The sequence below is a fragment of the Jatrophihabitans lederbergiae genome (assembly GCF_031845305.1).
GTDB lineage: Bacteria > Actinomycetota > Actinomycetes > Mycobacteriales > Jatrophihabitantaceae > Jatrophihabitans_A > Jatrophihabitans_A lederbergiae.
This window is the reverse complement of sequence record NZ_JAVREH010000007.1, coordinates 172,512-196,706: the sequence shown is the minus strand read 5'-3', so window position 1 is coordinate 196,706 and position 24,195 is coordinate 172,512. Positions and strand designations below refer to the sequence as shown.

Genomic DNA, 24,195 nt, shown 5'->3' with positions numbered 1-24,195 from the left:
GTGCTCCCACGTCATCAGTGCGTGGAGGTAGCGGCGTGTGTGAGGAGACAGGTCTTGGCGGGGAACCGGCATAGAGGTGCGACGAGCGCGGTGAGCGGGCTGGTGGCCGTGCTGAGCCTGGTGCTGCTGACGGGCGGGTGCTCACAGAAGAAGGGCGCCGCGGCAGCCGGCACCGCGGGTTCGGCGGCCTCGGCCGGTAATTCGGCTCCGGTTCCGGTTCCCAGCACGCCGTCGACGCCACCGGCTGTGGTGAGGTTCAACCCGGCCACCGGAACCGCCGGCGTCGACCCGCTCGAGCCCATCAGGGTGGCGGTCGCGGGCGGATCCCTGTCCGACGTCACGGTCACCAACGGCGCGGGCACCGCTGTCAAGGGCGCGCTCTCGGCCGACAAGCTGTCGTGGGCCTCCGCCGAGGAACTCGGTTACAACAAGTCCTACACGATCAAGGCGGTCGCAACGAACGCCGACGGGGACGAGACCACCCAGGCGAGCTCGTTCACCACCGTCAAGCCCCACAACCTCACGATGCCCTACATCCAGACCGCGGCCGGCGGTGCGATCGACCCCGGCGTCACCTTCGGCGTCGGGCAGGTCGTCCGGGTCCACTTCGACGAGGCGATCCCCGACCGCAAGGCTGCCCAGGCGACGTTGCAGGTCACCACCGCGCCCGATCAGACCGGGGCCTTCAGCTGGCTGAGCGACCGGGACGTGTACTGGCGCACCAGGACCTACCTGACGCCGGGCACGAAGGTCACCATCACCGCGAAGGCGTATGGCAAGAACTTCGGCAACTCCCTGTACGGGCAGGCCGACTCCACCACCTGGTTCAAGGTGGGGAACAAGCACATCTCCATCGCCGACGACAGGAACAAGATCGTCCGGGTCTACAGCAACGGCACGCTGGTCAAGACCATGCCCACCTCGATGGGACGCCACACCAGCATCAAGGGCGACACCGGGATGATCGACCTGCGGACGAACTCGGGCCCGCACGTCGTCGTGGGCGGCGAGAAGAACATCGACATGAACTCGGCGTCATTCGGGCTCAGCAAGGGCGCCAATGCCTACCGGACCACCGTTCCGGTCGGCGTGCGGATCAGCTACGACGGCGAGTACGTGCACTGGGCGGACTGGTCGGTGCGCCAGCAGGGCAAGACCGACACCTCGCACGGCTGCCTCAACGTCTCGCCGGCGAACGCGTACTGGTTCTACGGCTTCTCCGTGCCGGGCGACATCGTCGACGTCCGCAACACCGGCCGGACGCTGGCCGAGTGGAACTCCGGCTACTGGAACGTCAGCTGGGCCACCTGGATCAGCGACAGCGCGACGTAGCCGGGGACCTTGCTGCACCCGGCGCCTGGGCTTGCCGCACCGGGTCGGCAGGGCCCGTTACCCGCTCGAAACCCCGTACAGGCAGGATGAGCGCTCGTGGATCGTCAGCAGGAATTCGTCCTACGCACCCTCGAAGAGCGCCAGGTCCGGTTCGTCCGGCTCTGGTTCACCGACGTGCTCGGCTACCTCAAGTCCGTGGCCGTCGCGCCCGCTGAACTCGAGGGCGCCTTCGCGGAGGGCATCGGCTTCGACGGCTCGGCGATCGAGGGGTTCGCGCGCGCCAGCGAGTCCGACATGCTGGCCCGGCCCGACCCGGCCACCTTCCAGATCCTGCCCGGTGATGACGGCAAGCCCAGCGACACCGCGCGGATGTTCTGCGACATCACCATGCCGGACGGGTCGCCGTCCTGGGCCGATCCGCGGTACGTGCTGCGCCGCACGCTGTCCAAGGCGGCCGACCGCGGCCTGACGTTCTACACCCACCCCGAGATCGAGTTCTTCCTGCTGAAGAACCGGCCCTCCGACGGCAGCGAGCCGGTGCCGATGGACGACGGCGGTTACTTCGACATGACGAGCCACGATACCGCGCACGACTTCCGGCGCAGCGCGATCACCGCGCTCGAGGCGGTCGGCATCTCGGTGGAGTTCAGCCACCACGAGGTCGCCCCGGGCCAGCAGGAGATCGACCTGCGCTACGCCGACGCGCTGTCCACCGCCGACAACATCATGAGCTTCCGGCACATCATCAAAGAGGTCGCCCGGACCAGGGGCGTGCACGCCACCTTCATGCCCAAGCCGTTCCGGGTCCAGCCGGGCAGCGGCATGCATACCCACCTGTCGCTGTTCGAGGGCGACCGGAACGCCTTTCACGACCCGTCCGACGACCTGTATCTGTCCGCGACGGCCCGCTCGTTCATCGCCGGACTGCTGATGCACGCCCGTGAGATCACCGCCGTGACCAACCAGTGGGTGAACTCGTACAAGCGACTGTTCGGCTACTCCGCACCCGGCCAGATCGTGGAAGCCCCGACCTACGTCTGCTGGGGTCACGCGAACCGCTCCGCCCTGGTGCGGGTGCCGATGTACAAGCCCGGCAAGGCCAATTCGACCCGCGTCGAGATGCGCTCGCTGGACTCGGCCTGCAATCCGTACCTGGCGTTCGCGGTGCTGCTCGCCGCCGGCATGAAGGGGATCGAAGAGGGCTACGAGCTGCCGCCCGGGGCCGAGGACGACGTCTGGTCGATGTCGGACATCGAGCGGCGGGCGCTGGGCTACGACGAGCTGCCGCACAACCTCGCCGACGCGCTGCGGGTGATGGAGAACTCCGAGCTGGTCGCCGAAACGCTCGGTGAGCACGTGTTCGACTTCTTCCTGCGCAACAAGCGCGCCGAGTGGGTGGACTACCGCGCCGAGGTCACGCCGTTCGAGCTGCGGCGTTACCTGCCCGCACTCTGATCCGGCTGCCGGCACTGTGATCCCGCTCCGCTCGATGCTCCTCTCGATAGCTCGTCCGTCAGTAGCCTGCTAGGCATGGCAACCGATCGTCTGACCGCCCCTCTCCTGGTTCTCGAGAACGACGTCAGCGGTCCCGTCGCCGAACTCGGCAGGTGGCTACGCGAGGCCGGCGCCGAGCTGGACATCCGGTCAGGCGCGCTCGGCGAGGCCATCCCCGCCGACCTGGACGGCTACTCCGGCCTGATCGTGATGGGCGGGGCGATGGGCGCCCAGGATGACGACCGCGCGCCGTGGCTGCCCGACGTCCGGGCGCTGCTGAGCCAGGCCGTCCGCGCCGAGCTGCCCACGCTCGGAGTGTGCCTGGGCGCGCAGCTGCTGGCGGTGGCAACGGAGGGCCGGGTGGACCGCGCGGAACTGCCCGAGTACGGGGCGCAACTGGTTGCCAAGCGCCAGGCGGCGGCGACCGACCCGCTGCTGCGGGAACTGCCGATCACCCCGGACGTGCTGCAGTGGCATGTCGACGAGGTCAGCCAGCTGCCGGGAAACGCGGTGCTGCTCGCCTCGTCGCCGGGCACCGAGGTGCAGGCATTCCGGGTCGGCCGGCTCGCGTGGGGCTTCCAGTTCCACATCGAGACGACGCCCGAGATCGTGGCCGCGTGGGCGAGTGAGGATGCCGAAGCCCTGGCCGACTACGACGTGGACCGGATCCTGGCCCGGTCCGCCGCTGCGCACGCCGATATCGCGGAGGTGTGGCGGCCGGTCGCGGAGACCCTCGTCGGGATCGCGGCGAATCCGGCGACTGCCGCCGGGCCGCGGACGCTGCCGATGGCCGGGTCCCGTACAGCGCCCACCAGCACCGCCGGGCCGATCACCGACCCGGCTGCCATCCGCGCGGCGCTGGCCGCCGAGCTGCAGGCCGCTCGTGAGCCGCACCGGCACTGAATCGGACGGCACCGAGTCGGCCGGTTCTGTGCTGTCGGACGGTTCCGCGGTCGCATCACCGGGGCGCACCCGGCTGCGGAGTCGGCTGACCCGGGCCGGGTTCAGCTCTGCTGACCGGGCCGCCGAGCTGCTGACGGGTGCGCCGCTGGCACTGTTGGACGCCGCCACCGGCGAGGCGGTCGACGCCGCGGCGGCCGCGGTGGTGTCCGCGTTGGGACGCGCCGCCGACCCCGACCAGGCGCTGGCCCTGCTGGCGGACCTCGCCGGCACCGAGCGCGGCCCCGAGGTGCTGGCGGAGCTGCGCGGCTCGGCGGAGTTCCGCGGCCGGCTGCTGGGCGTCCTGGGAGCGTCCGCTGCCCTGGCCGAGCACCTGCTCACCCATCCCGCCGACGCGCTGGTGCTGCGGGGCGCGGTCGAAGACCTGCCGACCGTCGAGTCGGCCGCGCACCGGATCGCGGCGGCCGTCGGTGCCGACGCGGGAGACCCGGTGACCGGAACAGCGGGCCGACCCGCCGAGCTGATCGGGCCCAAGGCTGTGATCGCGTTGCGGGCGGCGTACCGCCGGGAGCTGCTCCTGGTCGCGGGGCAGGACCTGGCCAGCGAGCTGAACCTGCGGCAGGTCACCGAGGCGCTGGCCGACCTCGCGGGCTTCGTGCTGCGGGCGGGGCTGGCCGTCGCCCGGGCCGGTCTGCGCCCCGGCGCCGCCCCCTGCCGGCTGGCCGTCATCGCGATGGGAAAGGCCGGTGGCCGCGAGCTGAACTATGTCTCGGACGTCGACGTGGTGTTCGCCTTCGATGCCGGTGATGGCCTCGGGGCAGCTCCGGACGAGAACGGGGCCCTGCAGACGGCAACCAGGCTGGCGGCCGAGACGATCCGGATCTGTGGCCAGGCGGCCTGGGAGGTCGACGCGGCACTGCGGCCGGAGGGACGCTCCGGTGCGCTGGTCCGGACCCTGGCCAGCCACGAGGCGTACTACCGGCGCTGGGCCTCGACCTGGGAGTTCCAGGCGCTGCTGAAGGCCCGTCCCATCGCGGGTGACCTCGCGCTCGGGCAGCGCTACGTCGACCTGCTCTCGCCGCTGGTGTGGACGGCATCCCAGCGGCCCGACTTCGTTCCCGATGTCCAGGCCATGCGCCGCCGGGTGGTCGACCACGTTCCGGCTGACATCATCGACCGTGAGATCAAGCTCGGCCCCGGTGGCCTGCGCGACGTGGAGTTCGCGGTCCAGCTGCTGCAACTGGTGCATGGCCGCGCCGACGAGTCGCTGCGGGTCCGGGCGACCCTGCCGGCCCTGGCGGCGCTGCGCGACGGGGGTTTCGTCGGCCGCGACGACGCGGTGAGCCTGGCCGATGCCTACGAGTTCCTGCGGGCCACCGAGCACCGGGTGCAGCTGATGAGACTGCGCCGGACGCACCTGGTCCCCGACGATCCGCGCGCGGTGCTGCGGCTGTCGCGCTCGCTCGGATTCCGCCCGGACAGCCGGGGCGATGCCGTCGCGGTGTTCAACGCCGAGTGGGCGCTGCACGCGCGCGAGGTCCGCCGCCTGCACGAGAAGCTGTTCTATCGGCCGCTGCTCGAAGCGGTCGCCCGCGTTCCGGCCGCGGCACTGCGGCTGACCGAGGGCGAGGCGCGCCGGCGGCTGGAGGCCCTGGGCTATACCGACCCGACCGGTGCGCTGCGCCACATCCAGGCGCTGACCTCGGGGCTGTCCCGGCGGGCGGCGTTGCAGCGCGCGTTGCTGCCGGTGATCCTGTCCGAGCTGGCCGACGCGCCGGACCCCAACGCTGGCCTGCTGGCGTACCGCCAGGTGTCCGACGCGCTCGGCGAGAGCCCGTGGTTCCTGCGGCTGCTGCGTGACGAGGGTGCCGTGGCGACCAGGTTGGCCTACGTCCTGGGCACGTCCCGGTATGTGGCCAACCTGCTGGTGCGCTCACCCGAGGCGCTGCAGCTGCTGTCCGGCGATGAGCAGCTACGGCCGCGCCGCCGGGCGGAGCTCGAGGTCGTGATGAGTACGGCCGCTCGTCGCCAGACCGATCCCGCTCAGGCCGCGCACGCGATCAGGAGCCTGCGCCGGGCGGAACTGCTGCGCATCGCCTTTGCGGATCTGCTCGGAGCGCTCACCGACAGCGAGGTCCGCACCGCGCTGACCGAATTGGCCGACGCGACGCTGGCCGCTGCGCTGGGGACGGCGCGCCGGATCGCGGCCGCCGAGCTGGGGGCTACCGAGGTCGAACTGCGGTTCGCGGTGATCGCCATGGGCCGGCTGGGCGGCCAGGAGATCGGCTACGGCTCCGACGCCGACGTGCTGTACGTCTTCGACAGCGGCGTCACCGGCAGCGCCGGCTCTGAGCTTGCCACGCACGGCGGCGAGCGGACCGCGCGGCACGCGCGCCTGGTCGCCGAGCGGCTGCGGGGCATTCTGGCCGCTCCCTCGACCGATCCGCCGCTGCTGCTGGACGCCGACCTGCGTCCGGAGGGCCGTGACGGGCCGCTGGTGCGATCGCTGAAGTCCTATGCCGAGTACTACACGCGGTGGTCGTCGGTCTGGGAGGCGCAGGCGTTGCTGCGGGCCCGGTTCTGCGTCGGCGATCCCGAGCTCGGGGAGCGGTTCATCCGGTTGATCGACGGCCTGCGTTACCCCCGGGGCGGGTTGGACGATGCCGGGGTGCTCGAGATCCGGCGCATCAAGGGCCGGGTGGACGCCGAGCGGCTGCCCCGCGGCGCGGACCCACACACCCACACCAAGCTGGGACGAGGCGGCCTGGCCGATGTCGAGTGGACGGTGCAGCTGCTGCAACTGCGCTTCGCCGACGAGGTGCCCGGGCTACGGTCGACGTCCACCCTGCCGGCGCTGCTGGCGGCCGTGGACGCGGGCAAGCTTGCCGAGGATGACGCCGCGGCACTGGAGGCTGCCTGGCGTTTCGCCAGCCGCGCCCGCAACGCCATCATGCTGGTGCGGGACAAGGCCGATGACCAGCTGCCCAAGCCCGGACGGCTTCTGGAGGGGGTCGGGCGGGTGCTCGGGTACCGTCCCGGCTTCCAGGCGGGTCAGCTGATCGATGACTACCGGCGAGCCACCAGGCGTGCCCGCAAGGTAGTCGAGTCGATCTTCTACGACGCGACGCCCTGATCAGCCTGACCGGAGTCAGCGGTTGCCGGCTGGTTCCGGCCGCGGGGCGTTCGTCGTATCGGTGCCTCGGCGGTCGGCGGCTGTGTTGTCGGTATTGCTCGCGTCGTTGTCGGTCCTGCTGGGGTCGCCGCGCCCCAGCCTGTGCGGGGCCAGGGTGAAGGCGCTGCGCCCGGACAACACGAACTGGATCAACGCGCCGGCCAGGAACACGACCAGCCCCGCAACCGCGTCGATCAGGAAGTGGTTCGCCGTGCCGATGATCACCAACAGCGTGCACAGCGGGTAGAGCACGCCGAGAGTGCGTACCCAGGTCCGGCGGGCGCACAGGAAGATCGACACTCCGCACCAGAGCGCCCATCCGATGTGCAGGCTGGGCATCGCGGCGAACTGGTTCGAATGCTCGGCGACCTTGGGATCGGCCAGCGAGCCCCAGGTGTGGAACTTCAGCACTGTGTCGATATAGCCGTACTGGGGTAGCAGGCGAGGTGGCGCCAGCGGATAGAGGTAGAAGCCGGCCAGCGCGAGCAGCGACGTCACCGACAGCACGGTCCGGGCGCCCCGGTAAACCCGCGGATGCGCACGGAACAGCCAGATCAGGCAGCCGATCGTGACGACGAAGTGCAACGTCGCGTAATAATAGTTCAGAACCTGGGCGATCGGCTCATGGCCGGCCACGAACCTGTTGATGGACCGCTCGAAGTTCAGGTGTAGCGCGTCCTGCAGATGTTGCACCCCGCGGCCGTGCCGCATCGCGATGCTTGCCTGCTCCGGCACCAGGTTGCGTACCCGGCCGTACAGCCAGTAGCAGACACCGATGATGACGGCCTCTTGCCACCAGCGCGGCGGCCGGTGCTGCAGCATGCCGTCGGGAAAGAGCCCGCTGAACCTGCGCTCGCGCTGCGCCGGCCCGGCCACGGTGGAGCCGGGATCAGTGGCTCTCGTTGCCCTCACCGGCCCAGTCTCTCACCTCGATCCGCCTCGACGGCACCCTTACCGGGTGGTACCTCTCAGGCGGTGTTCAGGCGGAGGCGGTGTCAAGTTCGTCCGGCTGTGCGGAGTAGTGCGCATCACGTTTGCCGACTGTCTGGAACCATCAGGACCAGCACGGCGACTCAGTGGACAGCGGGTTTCGATCGGCCCGCGATGACCCCGCACCCAGTGAAGGACCCTGCCGATGAGCCGCAGAACCGTTGCCAGCAGCGCCACCCTCTCCGTCGTGACGCTCGGGATGCTGGTGGCAGGGACAGGGGTGGCGTCCGCGCACGTGACCGTGTCCGCCCCTGGGGCGATCTCGGGTGGCGGCGACACCCTGATCACCTTCCGGGTGCCGGACGAGAGCGACGCGGCCAGCACGGTCGGACTGAAGCTCCGGTTGCCGATCGACACGCCTATCGCCTCCGTGCTGGTGCAGCCGCATCCAGGCTGGACGTCCACGACGAAGCAGAGCAAGCTCAGCACCCCGATCAAGACCGATGACGGCGAGATCACCCAGGCCGTGTCCGAGATCGACTGGAAGGCCGACTCGGCCGGGACGGGCATCAAGCCCGGCCAGTTCGATCAGTTCGTCGTGATCGCCGGGCAACTACCGGACGCCGGAACGCTGATCTTCAAGGTTGTGCAGACCTACAGCGACGGCAAGACCACCTCGTGGATCGACGTGGCCGCGCCGGGCAGCACAGCGGAGCCGGAGCACCCGGCGCCGGTCCTGACCTTGGGTGCGGCGCAAGCTGCTGGGTCTGCGTCTGCCGCCCCTGGCCCGGCTGGAATCGGTGCGGCCGTGGCTGATACGAGCTCCGGTACGGCTTCCCGTCCGGCGAGCAAGGGTGCCGCGACGGCGGGCATCGTGCTCGGCATCATCGGTGTACTGCTGGGTGGTGCCGCCCTCGCCACGTCGCTGCGCCGCCGCACGTCCTAGACCTGCCCACCGGGACCGGGAGGCCCACCCTGAGAGAAGGCCGTCGATCGGCTGTGAAACTGGCCCCGTAGCGGCTCGGAAAGCTCCGCGTGGCCGGAACTGTCAGCCAGGCTGCCTACTCTCGAAGGATGGGTGAGCACCGATCAACGTCCTCAGACGGCGACGCCCGGCTGCCGTTGCCCGCAGCGCTGCCACACGGGCGTGGCCGGCTGCGGCGCGGGTTCGGAATCGGCGTGCGGCTGATCGCAGCCCTGCTGTCCCTTGCGGTGCTGCTCGGCAGTGGCTATGCGTGGGTGACGTACCAGAACTTCCTGTCCGACGTGCACACCGTCGACCCGTTCTCGAAGGCGGTTGCGGGCGCTCCGCGCCAGGCCGACATGGACGGCGAGGACCAGAACATCCTGCTCGTCGGCAATGACGACCGCACCGGCGCGACCCCGTCGGAGTTGGCGGCGCTGAGCACCACCACGGACGGCGGCGGCATCAACACCGACACCATGATGGTGCTGCACGTCCCCGCAGACGGGTCCCGGGCGACCGGCATCTCGTTTCCCCGGGATTCCTGGGTCAACGTTCCGGGGTACGGCATGAACAAGCTCAACGCCGCCTACAGCCTCGGCTCCGAGAAGGGCGGCGCGTCCGGCGGGGCCCGGCTGCTGATCACCGTCATCCAGAACCTGACGGGCCTGACGATCGACCACTACGTCGCGGTGTCAATGCTCGGCTTCTACCGGATCGCCTCCGTCCTGGGTCCCATCCAGGTCTGCCTGAACCAGCCGGCGAAGGACCCGTACTCCGGAACGGATCTGCCGGCCGGCCGGTCCACCCTCAACGCCAGCCAGGCACTGTCCTTCGTCCGGCAGCGGCACAACCTGCCGCGGGGCGACCTGGATCGCGAGGTGCGCCAGCAGTACTTCCTGTCGACCGAGTTCCGCAAGCTGACGTCCGGTGGGTCGCTGTTCAAGATCCAGAAGCTGCTGCGGGCGGTCAGCTCCTCGATCACCAAGGACCCGGGCCTGGACCTGGGCAAGTTCGCGAGCCAGGTGCAGGGCCTGAGCGCCGGCAACGTCACGTTCGCCACCATTCCCACGCTCGGCACTCCTACCATCTATGTGCACGGCGCCGAGGTCTCGATCGTCGCCGTGAACATGGCGGCGATCCCTGGTTTCGTCGCGAAGGTGATCGGCCGACCGACCAACTACGAGAAGGCGGCGACGGTCGAGCCCGCCATGGTCTCGGTGCGTGTCGTCAACGGCAGCGGGGTCGCATCGGCCGGCCCCACCACCGTCGCGGCGCTCCAGCGGCTGGGCTTCAGAGCTGGCCACGCGGGCAATGGCGCCAAGACGACGACCACCACGATCCAGTACCCGGCGGGAATGGAGAGCCAGGCCAAGACGGTGGCGGCCAGCCTGCCGGGCGCCGGGGTGGCGGTGTCCTCGCGGGTCCGCGCGGTCACCATCCTGCTCGGCGTGGATCGGCTGCCGGTCAGGGCGCCAGGGACGGCCGCCTCGTCCGGAGCCTCGACGCCCGCGCCCACGACGAGTGCCCCGTCACCGGCCAAGGCGTACAGCGCGTCTTCGTGCATCAATTGACCGTGCAATCAACTGACCGTGCAATCAACTGACCGTGCGGCCTCAGCGCGCCCGGGACGACGCTGGCGGAAGTGCGGGCTCAGCGCGCCCCGGGACGGACGAAGGGGAATGCCAGGGTCTGCCGGATGGACGCGCCCGCCAGCATCATGACCAACCGGTCGACGCCGATGCCGAGACCTCCGGTCGGCGGCATCGCGTACTCCAGCGCCGACAGGAATGCCTCGTCCACCTGCATGGCCTCGGGATCGCCGTCGGCGGCTCGCAGTGACTGGTCGGTGAGCCGCTGGCGCTGGTCCACCGGATCGATCAGCTCTGAGTACGCGGTGCCGATCTCCGCACCGAACGCGACCAGGTCCCACCGCTCGGACAGCCGGGGGTCGCTGCGGTGCGCGCGGGTCAGGGGCGACGTCTCGATCGGAAAGTCCAGGTAGAACGTCGGTTCGGTGGTCTGCTTCTCCACCAGCGCCTCGTACAGCGCGGTGACCAGCAGCCCCTGCGTCGCCTCGGCCGGACGGCTGACGCCATGGGTTCGGCACAGCGCGCTGAGCTCCTCGAAGCCGGTGTCGATGCTCACCGGTGTCCCGCACGCCTGGGACACCGCCTCGTGCACCGTCACCGAACGCCACGGTCCGGACAGGTCGATCTCGTCGTAACCGCTGCCGGGACGAGGTCGGCGCGCCATCGGACGCCCGTGCACCGCGGTGGCCACCTCCAGGATCAGCTCCCGGGTCAGCTCACGCATGTCCAGGTAATCGGCGTAGGCCTGGTACGCCTCGATCGACGTGAATTCCGGATTGTGGGTGGCGTCGGCGCCCTCGTTGCGGAAGTTCCGGTTCAGCTCGAACACCCGCCGCATACCACCGACGCAGAGCCGCTTGAGGTACAGCTCCGGTGCGATCCGCAGGTACAGCGTCGCGTCGTAGGCGTTGATGTGGGTGACGAACGGCCGGGCATTCGCGCCGCCGTGGATGGACTGCAGCATCGGCGTCTCGACCTCGAGGTAACCGCGCCGATCGAAGGCCCGGCGAACCTCTCGGACGGCGGCGCTGCGCTTGACCAGCATGTCCATCGCCTCGGGGTTGACGATGAGGTCGACGTGGCGTCGCCGCACCCGGGCATCCGGGTCGGCGAAGCCGGCGCGGGCATCCGGCAGCGGGCGCAGGCACTTCGCCGCGAGCTGCCAGCTGTCGACCAGCACCGAGAGCTCGCCGCGGCGTGAGGTCACCACCTCGCCCGTCACGCTGAGGTAGTCGCCCAGGTCCAGCGCGGTCCGCAGCAGCCGGTGCTCCTTTTCGCCGAGCGCGCTGGTGCTGACCATCGCCTGGATGCCGGCGTCGCCGTCCTGCAGCGTCGCGAATGTCAGGCCGCCGAAGTCGCGCAGCGCCCGTACCCGCCCCACCACCGAGGCCCGGTGGCCGGTCGCGGTGTCCGGGGCCAGGTCCGCGAAGCACCGGACCAGCTCCGCCACCTCGCAGCTGCGCGGGACCGAGACCGGATAGGGGTCACGGCCGGCGTCCCGCAGCCGCTGCAGCTTGGCGTGGCGGACTCGCTGTTGCTGGCTCAGCCGCCGGAGCGGCCGGGCGCCGTTGCGGGTGGACAGCCGCTGGCGTGCCACTGCCTCGGCGAACGGCAGGGTGGCGCCGTCGTACAGCACGTCGCCGTCGCGGTCGCGTTCGCGGCTGCCGCCGAGCGCGGGCAAGAAGCCCTCGGCGATGCCTGCGGCCAGGGCGACCCGGGTGAGGGTCAGGGACGAGTCGTAACACAGATAGCGCGGCGTCCAGCGGGGCAGGTAGCGGGCGTTGGAGCGGTACAGGCTCTCGATCTGCCAGAACCGGGACGCGAACGTCAGCACCCGGCTGGTCAGCCGGACGACGGGACCGGCGCCGACCCGCTCGGCGGCGCTGAAGACGCCCCGGAACATTGCGAAGTTGAGCGAGATGAACCGCACACCGAGGTCGTCGCGAGCCGCGCTCACCAGGCTGGCGACCATGGCCTCGACCAGGCCGTTCTCCGACGTCCGGTCCCGGCGCATCAGGTCCAGCGACAGCCCCCGGCGACCCCAGGGAACCATCGACAGCATGCCGCGCAGCTGTCCCTCGCAGTCGTGGGCGAGCACCGCCACGCAGTCGCTGTCGGCGGCGGCACCCAGCCGGCCGAGCGCCATCGAGAAGCCGCGCTCGGTGTCGTCACCACGCCAGTCCTCGGCCCGGCGCTCGATCTCGGCCAGCTGGTCCGGACTCAGGTCGGCATGCCGGTGCACCGTGATCGTGTAGCCGGCGCGCTGCACCCGGTGGACGGCCCGCCGGACCGGTTGCATGGTGGGGCCCTCGAGGGTGAAGGTGTCCACCTCGATGATCGCCTCGTCCCCGATCGGCAACGCCTTCAGGCCCGCGGCGACGTAGGCCTTGGCGCCGTCCTCGCTGGCGGACAGGACGGCGGGAAACCAGCCGAACGAGCGAGCCTCGGACAGCCAGGCCGAGATGGCCGCCGGCCAGGCCGCCGGCGGCCCGACCGGATCGGCGCTGGCCAGGCTGACGTTGGCCAGCACCCGGTAGGTGACGGCCGCGGTGTGCCCGGGAGCGAAGATCACCGACTTGTCGTGGCGGGTCGCGAAGTAGCCCAGGGAATCCCGGTCACCGGCGTGCAGCAGCAGCCCTCGCAGGTCCAGCTCGTCCTGCGCGGTGAGGTAGGTCTTGGCCCGGGCGGACCGCAGGAAGACCAGTGCGGCGCTCATCAGCGCCGCGGCCGACACCAGGCCGGCCAGCGCCGCGATCCAGTGATGTCCGTGCTCGCCGTGCCAGCCGACCTCGGTGGTGGACGGCTCGACGCCGAACGGAACCCGGACCGCCCACTCGAGCTTGTGCGGCAGCCCGCGAAGGTGGCCGGGCAACGCCAGCGTGAACGCCAGCGAGGCGGTGAGCGAGAGGGCCAGGCCGCCGACGAGGACGGCCAATGCCCGCCAGCGCGCGCCCGGCTCCAGCCTGGACGAGAACGCTTCCCGGCTGCGGTACAGCAGCACCACCAGCGCAATCGTCAGGCCGGCGTTGAGAGCCAGTTCCACGGCGTCGGAGACGCTGATGTCACCGGAGTCGTTGCGATTGAGGACGATCTGGCCGAGCACCGCCAGCAGGTACAGGCCGGCGAGCGCCTGGAACGCGAGCAGCAGCCAGAGCGATACCCGGATCCGTCGCCGGACGGCGCCACCGACCACGAAGAGCAGCACCACGGAGAAGAGGCTGGGGCCGACCGGCAGGTTGACGAGGCCGAACACGTCGTCGAGCCGGCGGACCCAGCGGACCGGCCGCAGGATCAGGCTGACCAGGGACCAGAAGCCGCCGAGCACGATGACGCGTCCACACAGGGACGCGAAACTCTCGCGCCAGCCGGTGACGTGACGTGGCTCAGGCGCCGGTCTCGACGCTTCAGCGGGACGCGCGCCGGCCTCTCTGAGCACCACGCGACAACCTCCGAACGGCAGCGGCCGGCCCGGTGTCGGGACGGCCATCGAACTCCAGACGGTACGGGAGGTTTCTAAGCGCGGAATGCGGCGCGCTCCGTGCTCACCGGTCACGGCGGCAACCCCCGAGGTGACCTCAGTCGGTGCGAGTTCGCTCGGTGTCAGTATCTCGCCTTCTGTATCAGTTGGCCGGTCGGGCCCTTGCCGTCCCGCAACTGGAACCCCTAGGGTTTGGGAACCCGCGCCCGAAGGGCGCGCTGTCCGTGCGGCTCGCCGAGTCCTGCCCCGCTCGTGACCATTCTTTCGCCAATCGCTCGGCAGGAGCGGGGGAACCAATGTGACGGTCGCTCGCGCGACCTAGGGGTGAAGCCGCGGAATTGCGGCCAGGCACCTCCCGCCCGAACCCGACAGCTCACCCCGCAGGCGTGAGGAGAGGATTCCCCTTGCTTTGTCATGCCCCAACGGCAGCAGTGCACAGGCCCGCGCACCGGGCTGATCGAGGCACCCACCGGCACGCCGGCCGGCCCGCGTCGCCCGCGGCAGGCTCGCGCCAGGGCCTTAGTCGGGGCCTGGCCGTGCTGACCTCCCTGACCGCCGTAATCGCCAGCAGTGTCGTCGTCCTGGCGCAGACTGCCTCGGCAGTCGAGGATGTCCAGAACGGGACGTTCGAGACAGGCACCAGCGGCTGGCTCGCCACTCCGAAGGACGACGGTTCAGCCCCCGCAGCACTCTCGCGGGTCTCGGGCGGGCACACCGGCAGCTACGCCGCTCGGGTGTCCAACACGTCGGCCACCGCGGCCACTACGGTCCTGAACGACGCGCCGAACAGCGTTCCCAGCACGACCGCGGGTCAGACCTACCGGGCGACGGCCTGGCTGCGCGCGGCCCAGCCCAACACCTCCCTGGTGCTGCGCCTGCTCGAGTTCGGCGACAACAACGCGCTGGCATCGAGCAAGCAGGGCGAATACTGGGCCGCCGACACCGCCTGGCACCAGATCACGGTGGACCTGGTGGCCACCCGCACCGGGGCCAGCATCGACGTGAACGCGCTCGTCTGGGGCCTTGACCCCGGCCAGTCCTTCCTTGTCGACGACGTCAGCGTCGTGCCGCTCACGGTGACAGTTCCGCCTCCCAGCACCACGAGTTCCGGGGTGCTGCCGGCGCAGGGCACCGGCGCGCTGTTCGGCTACTACCAATCAGGCGGCGGGGACCCCCGCCCCATGGAGAGCAAGATCGGACGCAAGTTCGACCTGATCCACCATTACAAGGACTTCAACGCCACCAACAACATGTGGCCGACGTCCGCGATGCTCGCGGAGGCTGCCGAGGGCCGGACCGTGCACGTCGGCTGGGAGCTCGCGTCCTACGGCGGTGGCTACGACTCGGCCTTGCAGCCGGCACCGGCGGGGTCCTCGACCGATCGCCTTGGCAACAGCATGAAGACGTGGACCTACCCACAGGTCATCAACGGCTCGCTCGACCGCTACCTCGACGCGGTGGCGGCCAAGGTCAAGGCCGCCCCGTACAAGTTCATCGTCGACATCGACCCCGAGATGGACGACCGCCCCGACGTCGGCGGCACCGCAAAGCTCCGGGCGGCGGCTGGTACCCGACCCGAGTTCGCAGCGGCCTACCGCCACATCGTGGACCGGTTCCGCGCTCGGGGTGTCACGAACGTGACGTGGGCCTGGACGGTCTCGGGCTGGTACGCGACCGACGCCAGCAAGACCTGGTCCCTGGAGCAGCTCTGGCCCGGCGCCGGCTACGTCGACGTCATCATGTGGGATCCCTACAACCACAGCGCGAGCAGCTGGCGTAGCTTCAGCCAGATCGTCGCGCCGTTCTACAACGCCATCCGGGGCGGGGTCCTCGACCGGGTCGACACGAGCGCCAAGCGACTGCCCCTCGGCCTGGCTGAGTACGGCTGCATCGCCGATCCCCGCCGGGCGGACTGGTTGAAGGCCATCCCGAGCCAAGCCCGGAACTTCCCCGCCTTGGTTTCACTCGGCTACTTCTCCAGCGGTAGCTGGGGAGCTCTGGACAACGACCCCACCGCCATAGCCGCTTTCGGGGTGGCAGGCAAGGACGCGTGGCTCAACCCGCGGTCCTAGCCCGTCAACTCGCCTCATCGCGACGCAGGCACCGCCGCGCCGGGACTTCGAATCCCGGCGCGGCGGCGCGTTCAGAGTCAGACCAGGACCGCGTCTCGGGAGTCCATGTCTTGCCAGCGGCTCCGCCGTCGAGCGATGGGTCGATGAAGCGCGTGACGAGGTCGCGTGCGAGGTCGACCGTGGAGTAGGCGGCGCAGTAGGGAACGGGCTTGGCTAGCTTCGCGTATCGACGTCCCCAGTCGCTCGGAACGGCGAAGTGATCGAAGGGCTCCATCAGGCGGCGACGCGCCTCGGTGGAGATGGCGATCCCGAGAGCAGTGCCGTCGACGTTCTGAGTGACGGCGAGGACGACGAGGTCAACGAGGTCCTTTTCGCGGCTCGACGGGCGCTCGTGGTAGGTCTGCATGGTCGCGCAGACCACCGGGGCAGTGAGTCCTGCACCGACCGCCAGGTCCACGTTGAGCGATCCCTTGTTCCGTGGGCCGATGAAGGCCTCGAAGCTGCCAAGGTCTGTGTCGGCGAGCCGTCGCAAATCGGCGATCGCCTGGTCGAGCGTGAAGCCGTCTCGGTAGAGGTCGATGTCGAGTGTCGTGCGCGTTGACGGCAGCCGCGCCAGCATGCCGGTGCCGCCCTTGAGCAGCCACTTTGAGTCGGCGCCTTCGGAGAACACGCGGCTGAGGAAGCGGTTGAAGTACTCCAGCCGGATCCGCTCGTTGATGCTCAGCGACGGGTCGGCGTCGGCAGCCTTCTTGGCAGCGTCCTTGATCGCGGCTTCAACGCCGGCGGCGGTCGGATAGGCTCCACCTCAGCCAATGTTGGCCACCTGACGTGCGATCTGGGCGAGCGTTCCGTATGACGGCGACCTGGCGAGAAGGCGCGCAAGGGAGTCGACGTCGATGCCAGCGATCTCGATGAGCCGATTCAGGAGTGCCACACCGTCGCCCTTGCGGAAGCCGTTGCGCTCTGCGAGCGGTGCGAGCAGATTCCGGAGCCGATCGAGGTCGAGGATGCGCTTGTGTGAAGCGTCCCGCAGGGCGTCGGCGACGAGGCTCCGATCGTTGAGGTCCTCGACCAGATCGGCGAGTGTGCGCTCGATCGTCATCGTCGGCATCCCCTCGACGAGGGCGACGTCGCGTGGGTCGAGGGCGCGCTGTCGGTAGCGGATCTCCCGGCGCTGACTCTGGCGACGCGTGGGGGAGACGAAGTCGTGGCGGGAGGCGAGGAAGTTACCGATCTTGTGGAGTCGAGTGGCGGACTCGCCAGCGACGACGACGCCGCCAGCCAGGTCGCGGATGCGCTCTTCGGCGAGCCGCTTGGGTTCGGTGCTCAGCCATGCGGCGCGCAGATCATCGAACTCGTCACCAGGGGTGCCAGCGTCCATGTAGACGCCGTGAGCGAGGCGGGTCAGATGCCCGGCTTCGGCGAGTCGGGACAGGTCCAGGCGAGTGATTCCGTGCATGCTGGCTTGAGCCGACGTCGCCATGCCCCACTGGAACGACGTCAGCTCCGCGAGGATGCGCAGCGCTTCAGTGGACTTCATGCTTGGAGCGTATCTCTTCGGGAGATACGCTCCAAGTGTCGTCGCTGATTAGTGGCAGGTTGCGCTCATGCGCGTCCAGCTGGTTGGCGGACGGCCGAGGGCACGAACTGGCTGACCACGCAGGTCGTACAGAAATGGGCCGCCACTCAGGCAATCGAGACGATGGGCCTGGAAACGGTCGAGAGGTTCAAGCGGCTTTGAATGCTGCGAGCGTGCGCCGAGGACGTTGGCGAGTCCGACGTAGCCACGACGATCCGAGGTTTCGTGGGATGGGCGCGCCTCGACCTCATGGGACAGCAGGTTTGGTGAACCCGAACGCCGGGCGCTAGCGCAGGTCGCTGAGTGGACGACGATGGATATCGAGTTGAACGTCATCTGAGAGTTCTGAGCCCTTAGCCCGAATCCCTGCGGAATCCCTGCGGAATTTGGCCGGATCTGCGCCGACGAAAACGGCACCCGACCTTGCAAAACCGCAGGTCAGGGGCTGTTTTGGAGTCACGAGATCTCAGATGTCGTAGTACAACTCGAACTCGTACGGGTGCGGGCGCAGCCGGACCGGGTCGATCTCGTTGTTGCGCTTGTAGTCGATCCAGCTCTCGATGAGGTCGGAGGTGAAGACGCCGCCCTCCTGCAGGTACTCGTTGTCGGCCTCGAGGTGGTTCAGCACCTCACCGAGGGAGCCCGGCACCTGCGGAATCGCCGCGGCCTCGTCCGGCGGCAGCTCGTAGAGGTCCTTGTCGATCGGGTCGGCCGGCTCGATCTTGTTGCGGATGCCGTCCAGACCGGCCATGAGCATGGCCGAGAAGCCGAGGTACGGGTTCGCCGACGGGTCGGGCACCCGGAACTCGATGCGCTTGGCCTTCGGGTTGCTACCGGTGATGGGCACCCGGATGCAGGCCGAACGGTTGCCCGCGCTGTAGACGAGGTTGACCGGAGCCTCGTAGCCCGGCACCAGCCGGTGGTAGGAGTTCACGGTCGGGTTGGTGAAGGCCAGCAGCGACGGGGCGTGGTGCAGCAGGCCGCCGATGTAGTAACGCGCAATGTCGGACAGGCCGGCGTACCCGGTCTCGTCGTAGAACAGCGGCTCGCCGTCCTTCCACAGCGACTGGTGGCAGTGCATGCCCGAGCCGTTGTCGCCGAACAGCGGCTTCGGCATGAACGTCGCGGTCTTGCCGTTGCGCCACGCCACGTTCTTCACGATGTACTTGAACAGCAGTACCTGGTCGGCGGCGTGGGTCAGGGTGTTGAACTTGTAGTTGATCTCGGCCTGGCCCGCGGTGCCGACCTCGTGGTGGGCCCGCTCGAGCTCAAGGCCGACGTTCATGAGCTCGGTGCTCATCTCGTCGCGGATGTCGGCCTGGTGGTCATACGGCGACACCGGGAAGTAGCCGCCCTTGACGCGGGTCTTGTAGCCCAGGTTGCCGCCCTCTTCGGCGCGGCCGGTGTTCCAGGAGCCTTCGACGGAGTCGACGGAGTAGGACGAGCCGTTGATCTTGGACTCGTACCGGACGTCGTCGAAGATGTAGAACTCGGCTTCGGGACCGAAGTAGGCGGTATCGGCGATGCCGGTCGAGGCGAGGTACTCCTCAGCCTTCGAGGCGACCTGGCGGGGATCGCGACCGTACGGCTCACCCGTCCGAGGCTCGACGATGGAGTGGTTGATGTTGAGGGTCTTGGCCTTGCGGAACGGGTCGAGGTAAGCCGTCGCCGGGTCCGGGATCAGCTTCAGGTCCGACTTGTGGATCGCGGCGAAGCCCCGGATCGAGGAGCCGTCGAACATCTGGCCGTCGGTGAAGGAGCTCTCGTTGAAGTTCGAGGCCGGGACGTTGAAGTGCTGCTGGACACCAGGCAGATCGGTGAACCGGATGTCGACGAACTCGACACCCTCGTTCTTGATGTAGTTGAGGACTTCGTCGGAGCTGTTGAACATCGGCGATCCTTCTGTCTGTGCTTCGGCGGGTGGGTGGAAGCCGCGTGAGTCGAGGTGGGTGGGACCACATTAGTCGGCTGGGTGGGAGCCCATGAGATGACGCCAAAGCTAGGACGAGAGGGTTGCTGCCCGGTGTCTCGAACGTTTCATCGACGTTACGCAGACCGCTGAGGAGCCTGCTCAGTGGACGATCACCGACTCAGTGCACGATCACCGCGGTGTCCGTCAGCCGGTCGTGCAGGCCCCGGAAGTCGGCGTCGGCAACCAGCGCAGGAACGAGGAACAGCAGCAACGCCGTCCGAACGGCCGCCCGCAGTGGCCCGACCGCCTCGTGCGCATCGACCCGGATCACCCGCAGCCCGGTCAGCCACATGCCGACCGACCGGCCGAGCAGCAGCAGGCCCAGGACGTACTCGAGAAACAGCGGGATGAGGCTCCACTGGCCGGGAAGGTGCGAGGCCAGACCCGGAAGATCGTTCCGGCTGACGAACAGGCTCGCCACCGCGGCGGAGAGCGCCACGTCGATGACGAAGGCCAGGGCGCGCCGTCCGAACGGGGCCAGCGACCCTGGTCCAGAGCTCGGCAGGCCGATCCGCTCGCCTCGATAACGCTGGCGGACAGGCGCTCCGGGGGTGGCCATTGCCGGCTATCCCCGCCGACGGGCGGCGCGCTGGACGCTGCGCATCTTCACCCCGGCGGGCATCGGGCCCCGGGGGAGCGGTGTGCGCTGGGCGCCCAGGGCGGACAGCCGCCGGTCGAGCGCCACAACCTGCTCCTTGGACAGGTTGCGGGGGAGCTTCATCAGGTGCGTATTCAACTTGCCGAGCGGCACCTCGCCCTCGCCGCGGCCGATGACGATGTCATAGATGGGCGCGTCACCGGCAAGTCGGGCAACCCGCTTCTTCTCCTGGGCGAGCAGTGGCTTCACGCGGTGCGGGGCACCCTCGCCGATGAGCACGACGCCGGGCCGGCCGAGCAGGCGGTGCACCGCGTCGAGTTGGGTGGTGCCGGCGACCGCGTCGGTCTTGTGCCAGTCGCCGCGGAGCTGGCCGAGCACATAGGCGGCAGCACCTGGCTGGCCCTCGGCCTGGCTGTACGCCGAGGACTGGGCGCGGCGGGAGAACAGGAACAGCGCCGCCAGCACCCCGAGCAGGATGGCGGGCAGGATCGGCAGCCAGACGCTGCTGAAAGCGAACAACAGGGCGACGTAGACGACCGCCGCCACGACGACGAAAGCCAGTACCAGGTACGGAACGAGCTTCGCGTCGTTCTTGCGCGTCATGGTGAACGCCTGACGCATCTGGGTGAAAGTGTCGCGCCGGGATTGCCTGCGTGCGACTCTGACGGCCTTCTTGTCGGCCCTGCTCAGCTTCGGCTTGCCGTTCTTTCCAGACTTTCCAGCTGCGGATGCTTGCGCCATGGGACAAGGATAAGCGTTTCTCCTGACGTGTTTCACCGGCGTCAAGGATTAGGCGCTACAGTTATTTCAGTGTTAGTTCAAGTGGGTGACGGGGGTCAGTAAACGGTGAAAAGGCGGCATCCTGAACGGGCTGCGGCAGCAGTGTTGCTGACCGCACTAGGGGCGTCGCTGTCTCTGCTGGCCCACCCCGGCAGCTCCGCCGCGGCCTCGTCCGGGAACGACGGGACCATCACGGCATCGGTGCGGTACGGGTGTCCTGACGAGGGTCTCAAGGACGGCTTCGTCGAAGTGGCCCTGCAGTCCAGCTCGTCATCGTCATCGGGCGAGCTGGTGCTCCAGGTCGGACTGGCGGGTGCCGAGTCCACCGGTGCTACCGGAGTGTTCCTCGAAGGCGGCCCCAGCCTGGTGTCCGTGGGCGATGGAACGACCAAGGTCCGCCTGGCCGGTGATATCGACAAGGCGGACCACGTCTTTATTCATCAGGTCGATCAGCCCGACATTGTCACCCTGCCGTTGCACTCGACCTGCCGGAACATGACGCCGATCAACTTCGGGTTGGACAAGCCGTCGGTCCAGGTCGCCAAGAAACCGTGTACGGACGGCTCGCTCGCCAACGTGAGCGTCTCGCTGCACAACCCGAACGAGGTGGACTCCTCGATCCAGCGGATCGGTTACCAGCAGCTCGACTACACAGTGCTGCTCGTGCGTGAGGACGGTCAGCTCGCCGATCCGGTGGGCACGCTGCTGTCCTTCGACAAGCCCAGCACCCAATCGACCACTGTCAGCCAGGTCGCCGCCACGACGCCCACCCCGTATCAGGTCCGGGTGATCGGCGTGGACGGCGCGGTGACGTCCACCGACATTTCGCTGAGCTGTAGCGCGGCGCAACCCGCTCCGCCGGTGAAGACGCCGACCCCGCCGCCCACCAAGCCAGCACCTCCGACCACGGCACCCCCCACCACCGCACCGCCGGCACCCCCCACCACCGCACCGCCGAGCAAGCCGACCGCGCCGTCGGCGTCGGTGTCTATTTCGGCGCCCGCGCCGTCCGGTACGTCCGGGTCCCTGCCGTCAACGCCGGGCAGCGGTTCCGCCCCGCGGCCATCTGCCCCGCGGCCGTCCGCCTCGGCATCGCAGTCGGTGGGCGCGGTCAGCGGAAACCCGAGCCGTCCGGCCACCAGCGAGTCGAGTGGGACGGAAACCGGCTCCGGTCCGGTCGTCATCGGCGGCGTGCCCTCGCAGCCGCGCGCCGACCCGCCCACCGGCGGTTCCGGGCAGCCGGTGACTTCGCCGAGCCGAGTCATCGCCGGCCGCGCACCGGGCACTCCGGCTCCGACCGCCACACCCAGTCCTACTGCCACCCAGGCCGGCGCTACCCGGCTCGTCGTCGAGCCACCGCCGCGGTACGGGGCGGTCTTCGTATTCCAGAAGGACGTCGCGCTCGTCGTGCTGGCGTTCGCCGCGGCGATGTCCGCGCTCGTCGGAGCGACCGTAGTGAGCGCCCGCCGCCGGTAACGGTTGGTGCGGGCGCTGGCGCTCGTTCCGCTGGCGCTAGTTCAGAGCGGGCTCGTCCAAGCAACGCGTGGTGACCGTGCCCGCTTGCTGACGCGGCCAGGGCGTAGCTCCGGCCCACATCGAGCCGGCCGGCCACTACCGGCAGCTCAACTGGCTGGAGTGAGTTTGCGAGCGTCCACGGCCTGCTGGTAGAGCCGGCCGGCCCGATAGGAAGACCGCACCAGGGGGCCGCTCATGACGCCGGCAAAGCCGATTTCTTCAGCTTCTTCGCGCAGTTCGACGAACTCCTCCGGCTTGACCCACCGATCGATCGGGTGGTGGCGCAGCGAGGGACGCAGGTATTGGGTGATCGTGATCAGCTCACACCCGGCGTCGTACAGGTCGTGCAGCGCTTGAGAGATCTCGGCACGCTCCTCGCCCATGCCCAGGATCAGGTTGGACTTCGTTACGAGACCGACGGCACGCGCCTCAGAGATCACCCGCAGCGACCGTTCATACGTGAACGCCGGCCGGATCCGCTTGAAGACCCGGGGAACCGTCTCGACGTTGTGCGCCAGAACCTCGGGTCGGGACGAGAACACCTCTGCCAGCTGCTCGGGGACCGCGTTGAAGTCGGGGATCAGCAGTTCGACGCCGGTGCCCTCGTTCAGTCCGTGGATCTGGCGGACCGTCTCGGCGTACAGCCAGGCGCCGCCGTCCGGAAGGTCGTCACGGGCGACGCCGGTGATGGTGGCGTACCGAAGACCCATTGTGCGGACGCTCTCGGCGACCCGCCGGGGCTCGTCGGTGTCCAGAGCGGCAGGCTTGCCGGTGTCGATCTGGCAGAAGTCACAACGCCGGGTGCACTGCTCCCCACCGATCAGGAAGGTAGCCTCGCGGTCTTCCCAGCACTCATAGATGTTGGGGCAGCCGGCCTCTTGGCAGACGGTGTGCAGGCCGCCGCTCTTCACCAACTGGCGCAGCTCGGTGTACTGCGGGCCCATCACAGCCCTGGTCTTGATCCACGGCGGCTTGCGCTCGATGGGCGTCTCGGAGTTGCGGGCTTCGATACGCAGTAGCTTGCGTCCGGCGTGGGGGGGCGGACCTGACAGGCTGGATTCGGTCGGCACGGCGCTGCGCTGCTCAGTCACGAATAGCAGCGTACGCGGACACGAGGCCGGGCAACCGGGCCTCTACGACGGGAAGGACATCGGTCACCGAGACCTCCCGGCCAAGCTCTTTACTGAGCGACGTCACGCCCGCGTCGGCGATGCCGCAGGGCACGATGCGGTCGAACCAGCTCAGGTCAGGATTGCAGTTCAGCGCGAAGCCGTGCAGCGTCACGCCCTGCGCGACGCGAATGCCGATCGCCGCGATCTTCCGCTCGCGCCCGGAGGCATCGGCTGGCAGCCATACGCCGCTGCGACCTGGCACCTGGCCGGCGGCAACGCCCAGCTCGGCGCAGATCTCGACCAGGACCTCTTCCATTCGCCGCACGTAGGCGACGACGTCCACCGGGTTCGGCAACGCGACGATCGGATAGCCGACGAGCTGCCCCGGACCGTGCCACGTGATCTTGCCGCCGCGGTCGACATCGACGACCGGAGTTCCGTCGAACGGCCGCTCATGGAGCTCGGTCCGTCGTCCGGCTGTGTAGACCGGGGGGTGTTCCAACAGCAGGGCAGTGTCATCGATCTCGCCCGCCACGCGCTGCGCGTGCAACTGGCGCTGCCACTGCCACGCCTGCTCGTAGTCGAGCAGCCCCGCTCTGATCGTCTTCAGTTCGGCCATGCCGTCACCGTGCCTCTCTCAGTCCGCATCACCCTAACCGGGGACAACGACACTTCCATTCCGCTGCGCGGCCGTGAAAGCTGTCG

Annotated in this window: 17 protein-coding genes and 1 riboswitch; of the genes, 8 read left to right on the top strand and 9 right to left on the bottom strand. The window is 69.1% G+C overall.

All coding sequences use genetic code 11. The annotated features are described in order from the left end of the window. Positions 1-90 precede the first annotated feature (90 nt). From RM423_RS08420 to RM423_RS08405, 4 genes are all read left to right on the top strand, one after another. A complete protein-coding gene (locus RM423_RS08420; protein ID WP_311422574.1) occupies positions 91-1,332 on the top strand; it encodes a L,D-transpeptidase in 1,242 nt (413 codons plus the stop codon). A gap of 96 nt (positions 1,333-1,428) precedes the next feature. Then, positions 1,429-2,787, top strand: coding sequence for a type I glutamate--ammonia ligase (gene glnA, locus RM423_RS08415; RefSeq protein WP_311422573.1), 1,359 nt, complete (start codon positions 1,429-1,431; stop codon positions 2,785-2,787). Positions 2,788-2,862: 75 nt separating this feature from the next. Beyond that, a complete protein-coding gene (locus RM423_RS08410; protein ID WP_311422572.1) occupies positions 2,863-3,729 on the top strand; it encodes a type 1 glutamine amidotransferase in 867 nt (288 codons plus the stop codon). After that, positions 3,710-6,859: a bifunctional [glutamine synthetase] adenylyltransferase/[glutamine synthetase]-adenylyl-L-tyrosine phosphorylase gene (locus RM423_RS08405; protein WP_311422571.1), complete on the top strand. Its 3,150-nt coding sequence runs from the start codon at positions 3,710-3,712 to the stop codon at positions 6,857-6,859. Before RM423_RS08410 ends, RM423_RS08405 begins: the two co-directional genes overlap by 20 nt. Before the next feature lie 15 nt (positions 6,860-6,874). On the opposite strand, the gene RM423_RS08400 is transcribed toward RM423_RS08405, so the two are convergent. Beyond that, positions 6,875-7,810 (bottom strand): phosphatase PAP2 family protein, encoded by a 936-nt coding sequence (locus tag RM423_RS08400; protein ID WP_311422570.1) that lies wholly within the window; start codon positions 7,808-7,810, stop codon positions 6,875-6,877. Between the two features lie 223 nt (positions 7,811-8,033). Between RM423_RS08400 and RM423_RS08395 the strand changes: the two genes are divergently transcribed. Both RM423_RS08395 and RM423_RS08390 read left to right on the top strand, forming a co-directional pair. Next, positions 8,034-8,774: a YcnI family copper-binding membrane protein gene (locus RM423_RS08395; protein ID WP_311422569.1), complete on the top strand. Its 741-nt coding sequence runs from the start codon at positions 8,034-8,036 to the stop codon at positions 8,772-8,774. 128 nt (positions 8,775-8,902) lie between these two features. Then, positions 8,903-10,366: an LCP family protein gene (locus tag RM423_RS08390; protein ID WP_311422568.1), complete on the top strand. Its 1,464-nt coding sequence runs from the start codon at positions 8,903-8,905 to the stop codon at positions 10,364-10,366. A gap of 79 nt (positions 10,367-10,445) precedes the next feature. On the opposite strand, the gene lysX is transcribed toward RM423_RS08390, so the two are convergent. Beyond that, the gene (gene lysX, locus RM423_RS08385; protein ID WP_311422567.1) at positions 10,446-13,823 is read right to left on the bottom strand and encodes a bifunctional lysylphosphatidylglycerol synthetase/lysine--tRNA ligase LysX; all 3,378 of its coding nucleotides are present in this window, start codon (positions 13,821-13,823) and stop codon (positions 10,446-10,448) included. 294 nt (positions 13,824-14,117) lie between these two features. Then, a riboswitch (cyclic di-AMP (ydaO/yuaA leader) is annotated at positions 14,118-14,263 on the top strand. A gap of 135 nt (positions 14,264-14,398) precedes the next feature. Here lysX and RM423_RS08380 point away from each other — a divergent pair. Further along, positions 14,399-15,934: a glycosyl hydrolase gene (locus RM423_RS08380; protein WP_311422566.1), complete on the top strand. Its 1,536-nt coding sequence runs from the start codon at positions 14,399-14,401 to the stop codon at positions 15,932-15,934. Positions 15,935-15,938: 4 nt separating this feature from the next. Here RM423_RS08380 and RM423_RS08375 read toward each other — a convergent pair whose 3' ends face one another. From RM423_RS08375 to RM423_RS08355, 5 genes are all read right to left on the bottom strand, one after another. Further along, the gene (locus tag RM423_RS08375; protein ID WP_311422565.1) at positions 15,939-16,604 is read right to left on the bottom strand and encodes a hypothetical protein; all 666 of its coding nucleotides are present in this window, start codon (positions 16,602-16,604) and stop codon (positions 15,939-15,941) included. Between the two features lie 135 nt (positions 16,605-16,739). Further along, the gene (locus tag RM423_RS08370; protein WP_311422564.1) at positions 16,740-17,474 is read right to left on the bottom strand and encodes a type IV toxin-antitoxin system AbiEi family antitoxin domain-containing protein; all 735 of its coding nucleotides are present in this window, start codon (positions 17,472-17,474) and stop codon (positions 16,740-16,742) included. Between the two features lie 505 nt (positions 17,475-17,979). After that, positions 17,980-19,404 carry a type I glutamate--ammonia ligase gene (glnA, locus tag RM423_RS08365; RefSeq protein ID WP_311422563.1) on the bottom strand — a complete coding sequence of 475 codons (1,425 nt, stop codon included), beginning with the start codon at positions 19,402-19,404 and terminating at the stop codon, positions 17,980-17,982. A 199-nt stretch (positions 19,405-19,603) separates the two neighbouring features. Then, positions 19,604-20,044, bottom strand: a complete 441-nt coding sequence (locus RM423_RS08360) for an RDD family protein (protein ID WP_311422562.1) — start codon at positions 20,042-20,044, stop codon at positions 19,604-19,606. 6 nt (positions 20,045-20,050) lie between these two features. Further along, positions 20,051-20,824 carry a DUF4191 domain-containing protein gene (locus RM423_RS08355; RefSeq protein WP_311422561.1) on the bottom strand — a complete coding sequence of 258 codons (774 nt, stop codon included), beginning with the start codon at positions 20,822-20,824 and terminating at the stop codon, positions 20,051-20,053. Positions 20,825-20,965: 141 nt separating this feature from the next. Between RM423_RS08355 and RM423_RS08350 the strand changes: the two genes are divergently transcribed. Further along, positions 20,966-22,339 (top strand): hypothetical protein, encoded by a 1,374-nt coding sequence (locus tag RM423_RS08350; RefSeq protein ID WP_311422560.1) that lies wholly within the window; start codon positions 20,966-20,968, stop codon positions 22,337-22,339. Between the two features lie 146 nt (positions 22,340-22,485). Here RM423_RS08350 and lipA read toward each other — a convergent pair whose 3' ends face one another. Beyond that, the gene (gene lipA, locus RM423_RS08345) at positions 22,486-23,448 is read right to left on the bottom strand and encodes a lipoyl synthase (protein ID WP_396327651.1); all 963 of its coding nucleotides are present in this window, start codon (positions 23,446-23,448) and stop codon (positions 22,486-22,488) included. A 13-nt stretch (positions 23,449-23,461) separates the two neighbouring features. After that, positions 23,462-24,109 (bottom strand): lipoyl(octanoyl) transferase LipB, encoded by a 648-nt coding sequence (lipB, locus tag RM423_RS08340; protein WP_311422558.1) that lies wholly within the window; start codon positions 24,107-24,109, stop codon positions 23,462-23,464. Positions 24,110-24,195 lie beyond the last annotated feature (86 nt).

Coding starts and splice junctions, on each gene's coding strand:
- RM423_RS08410 (WP_311422572.1), top strand. CDS start 2,863: ATGGCAACCGATCGTCTGACCGCCCCTCTCCTGGTTCTCGAGAACGAC.
- RM423_RS08395 (WP_311422569.1), top strand. CDS start 8,034: ATGAGCCGCAGAACCGTTGCCAGCAGCGCCACCCTCTCCGTCGTGACG.
- RM423_RS08390 (WP_311422568.1), top strand. CDS start 8,903: ATGGGTGAGCACCGATCAACGTCCTCAGACGGCGACGCCCGGCTGCCG.
- RM423_RS08370 (WP_311422564.1), bottom strand. CDS start 17,474: ATGAAGTCCACTGAAGCGCTGCGCATCCTCGCGGAGCTGACGTCGTTC.
- glnA (WP_311422563.1), bottom strand. CDS start 19,404: ATGTTCAACAGCTCCGACGAAGTCCTCAACTACATCAAGAACGAGGGT.
- RM423_RS08360 (WP_311422562.1), bottom strand. CDS start 20,044: ATGGCCACCCCCGGAGCGCCTGTCCGCCAGCGTTATCGAGGCGAGCGG.
- RM423_RS08355 (WP_311422561.1), bottom strand. CDS start 20,824: ATGGCGCAAGCATCCGCAGCTGGAAAGTCTGGAAAGAACGGCAAGCCG.
- lipB (WP_311422558.1), bottom strand. CDS start 24,109: ATGGCCGAACTGAAGACGATCAGAGCGGGGCTGCTCGACTACGAGCAG.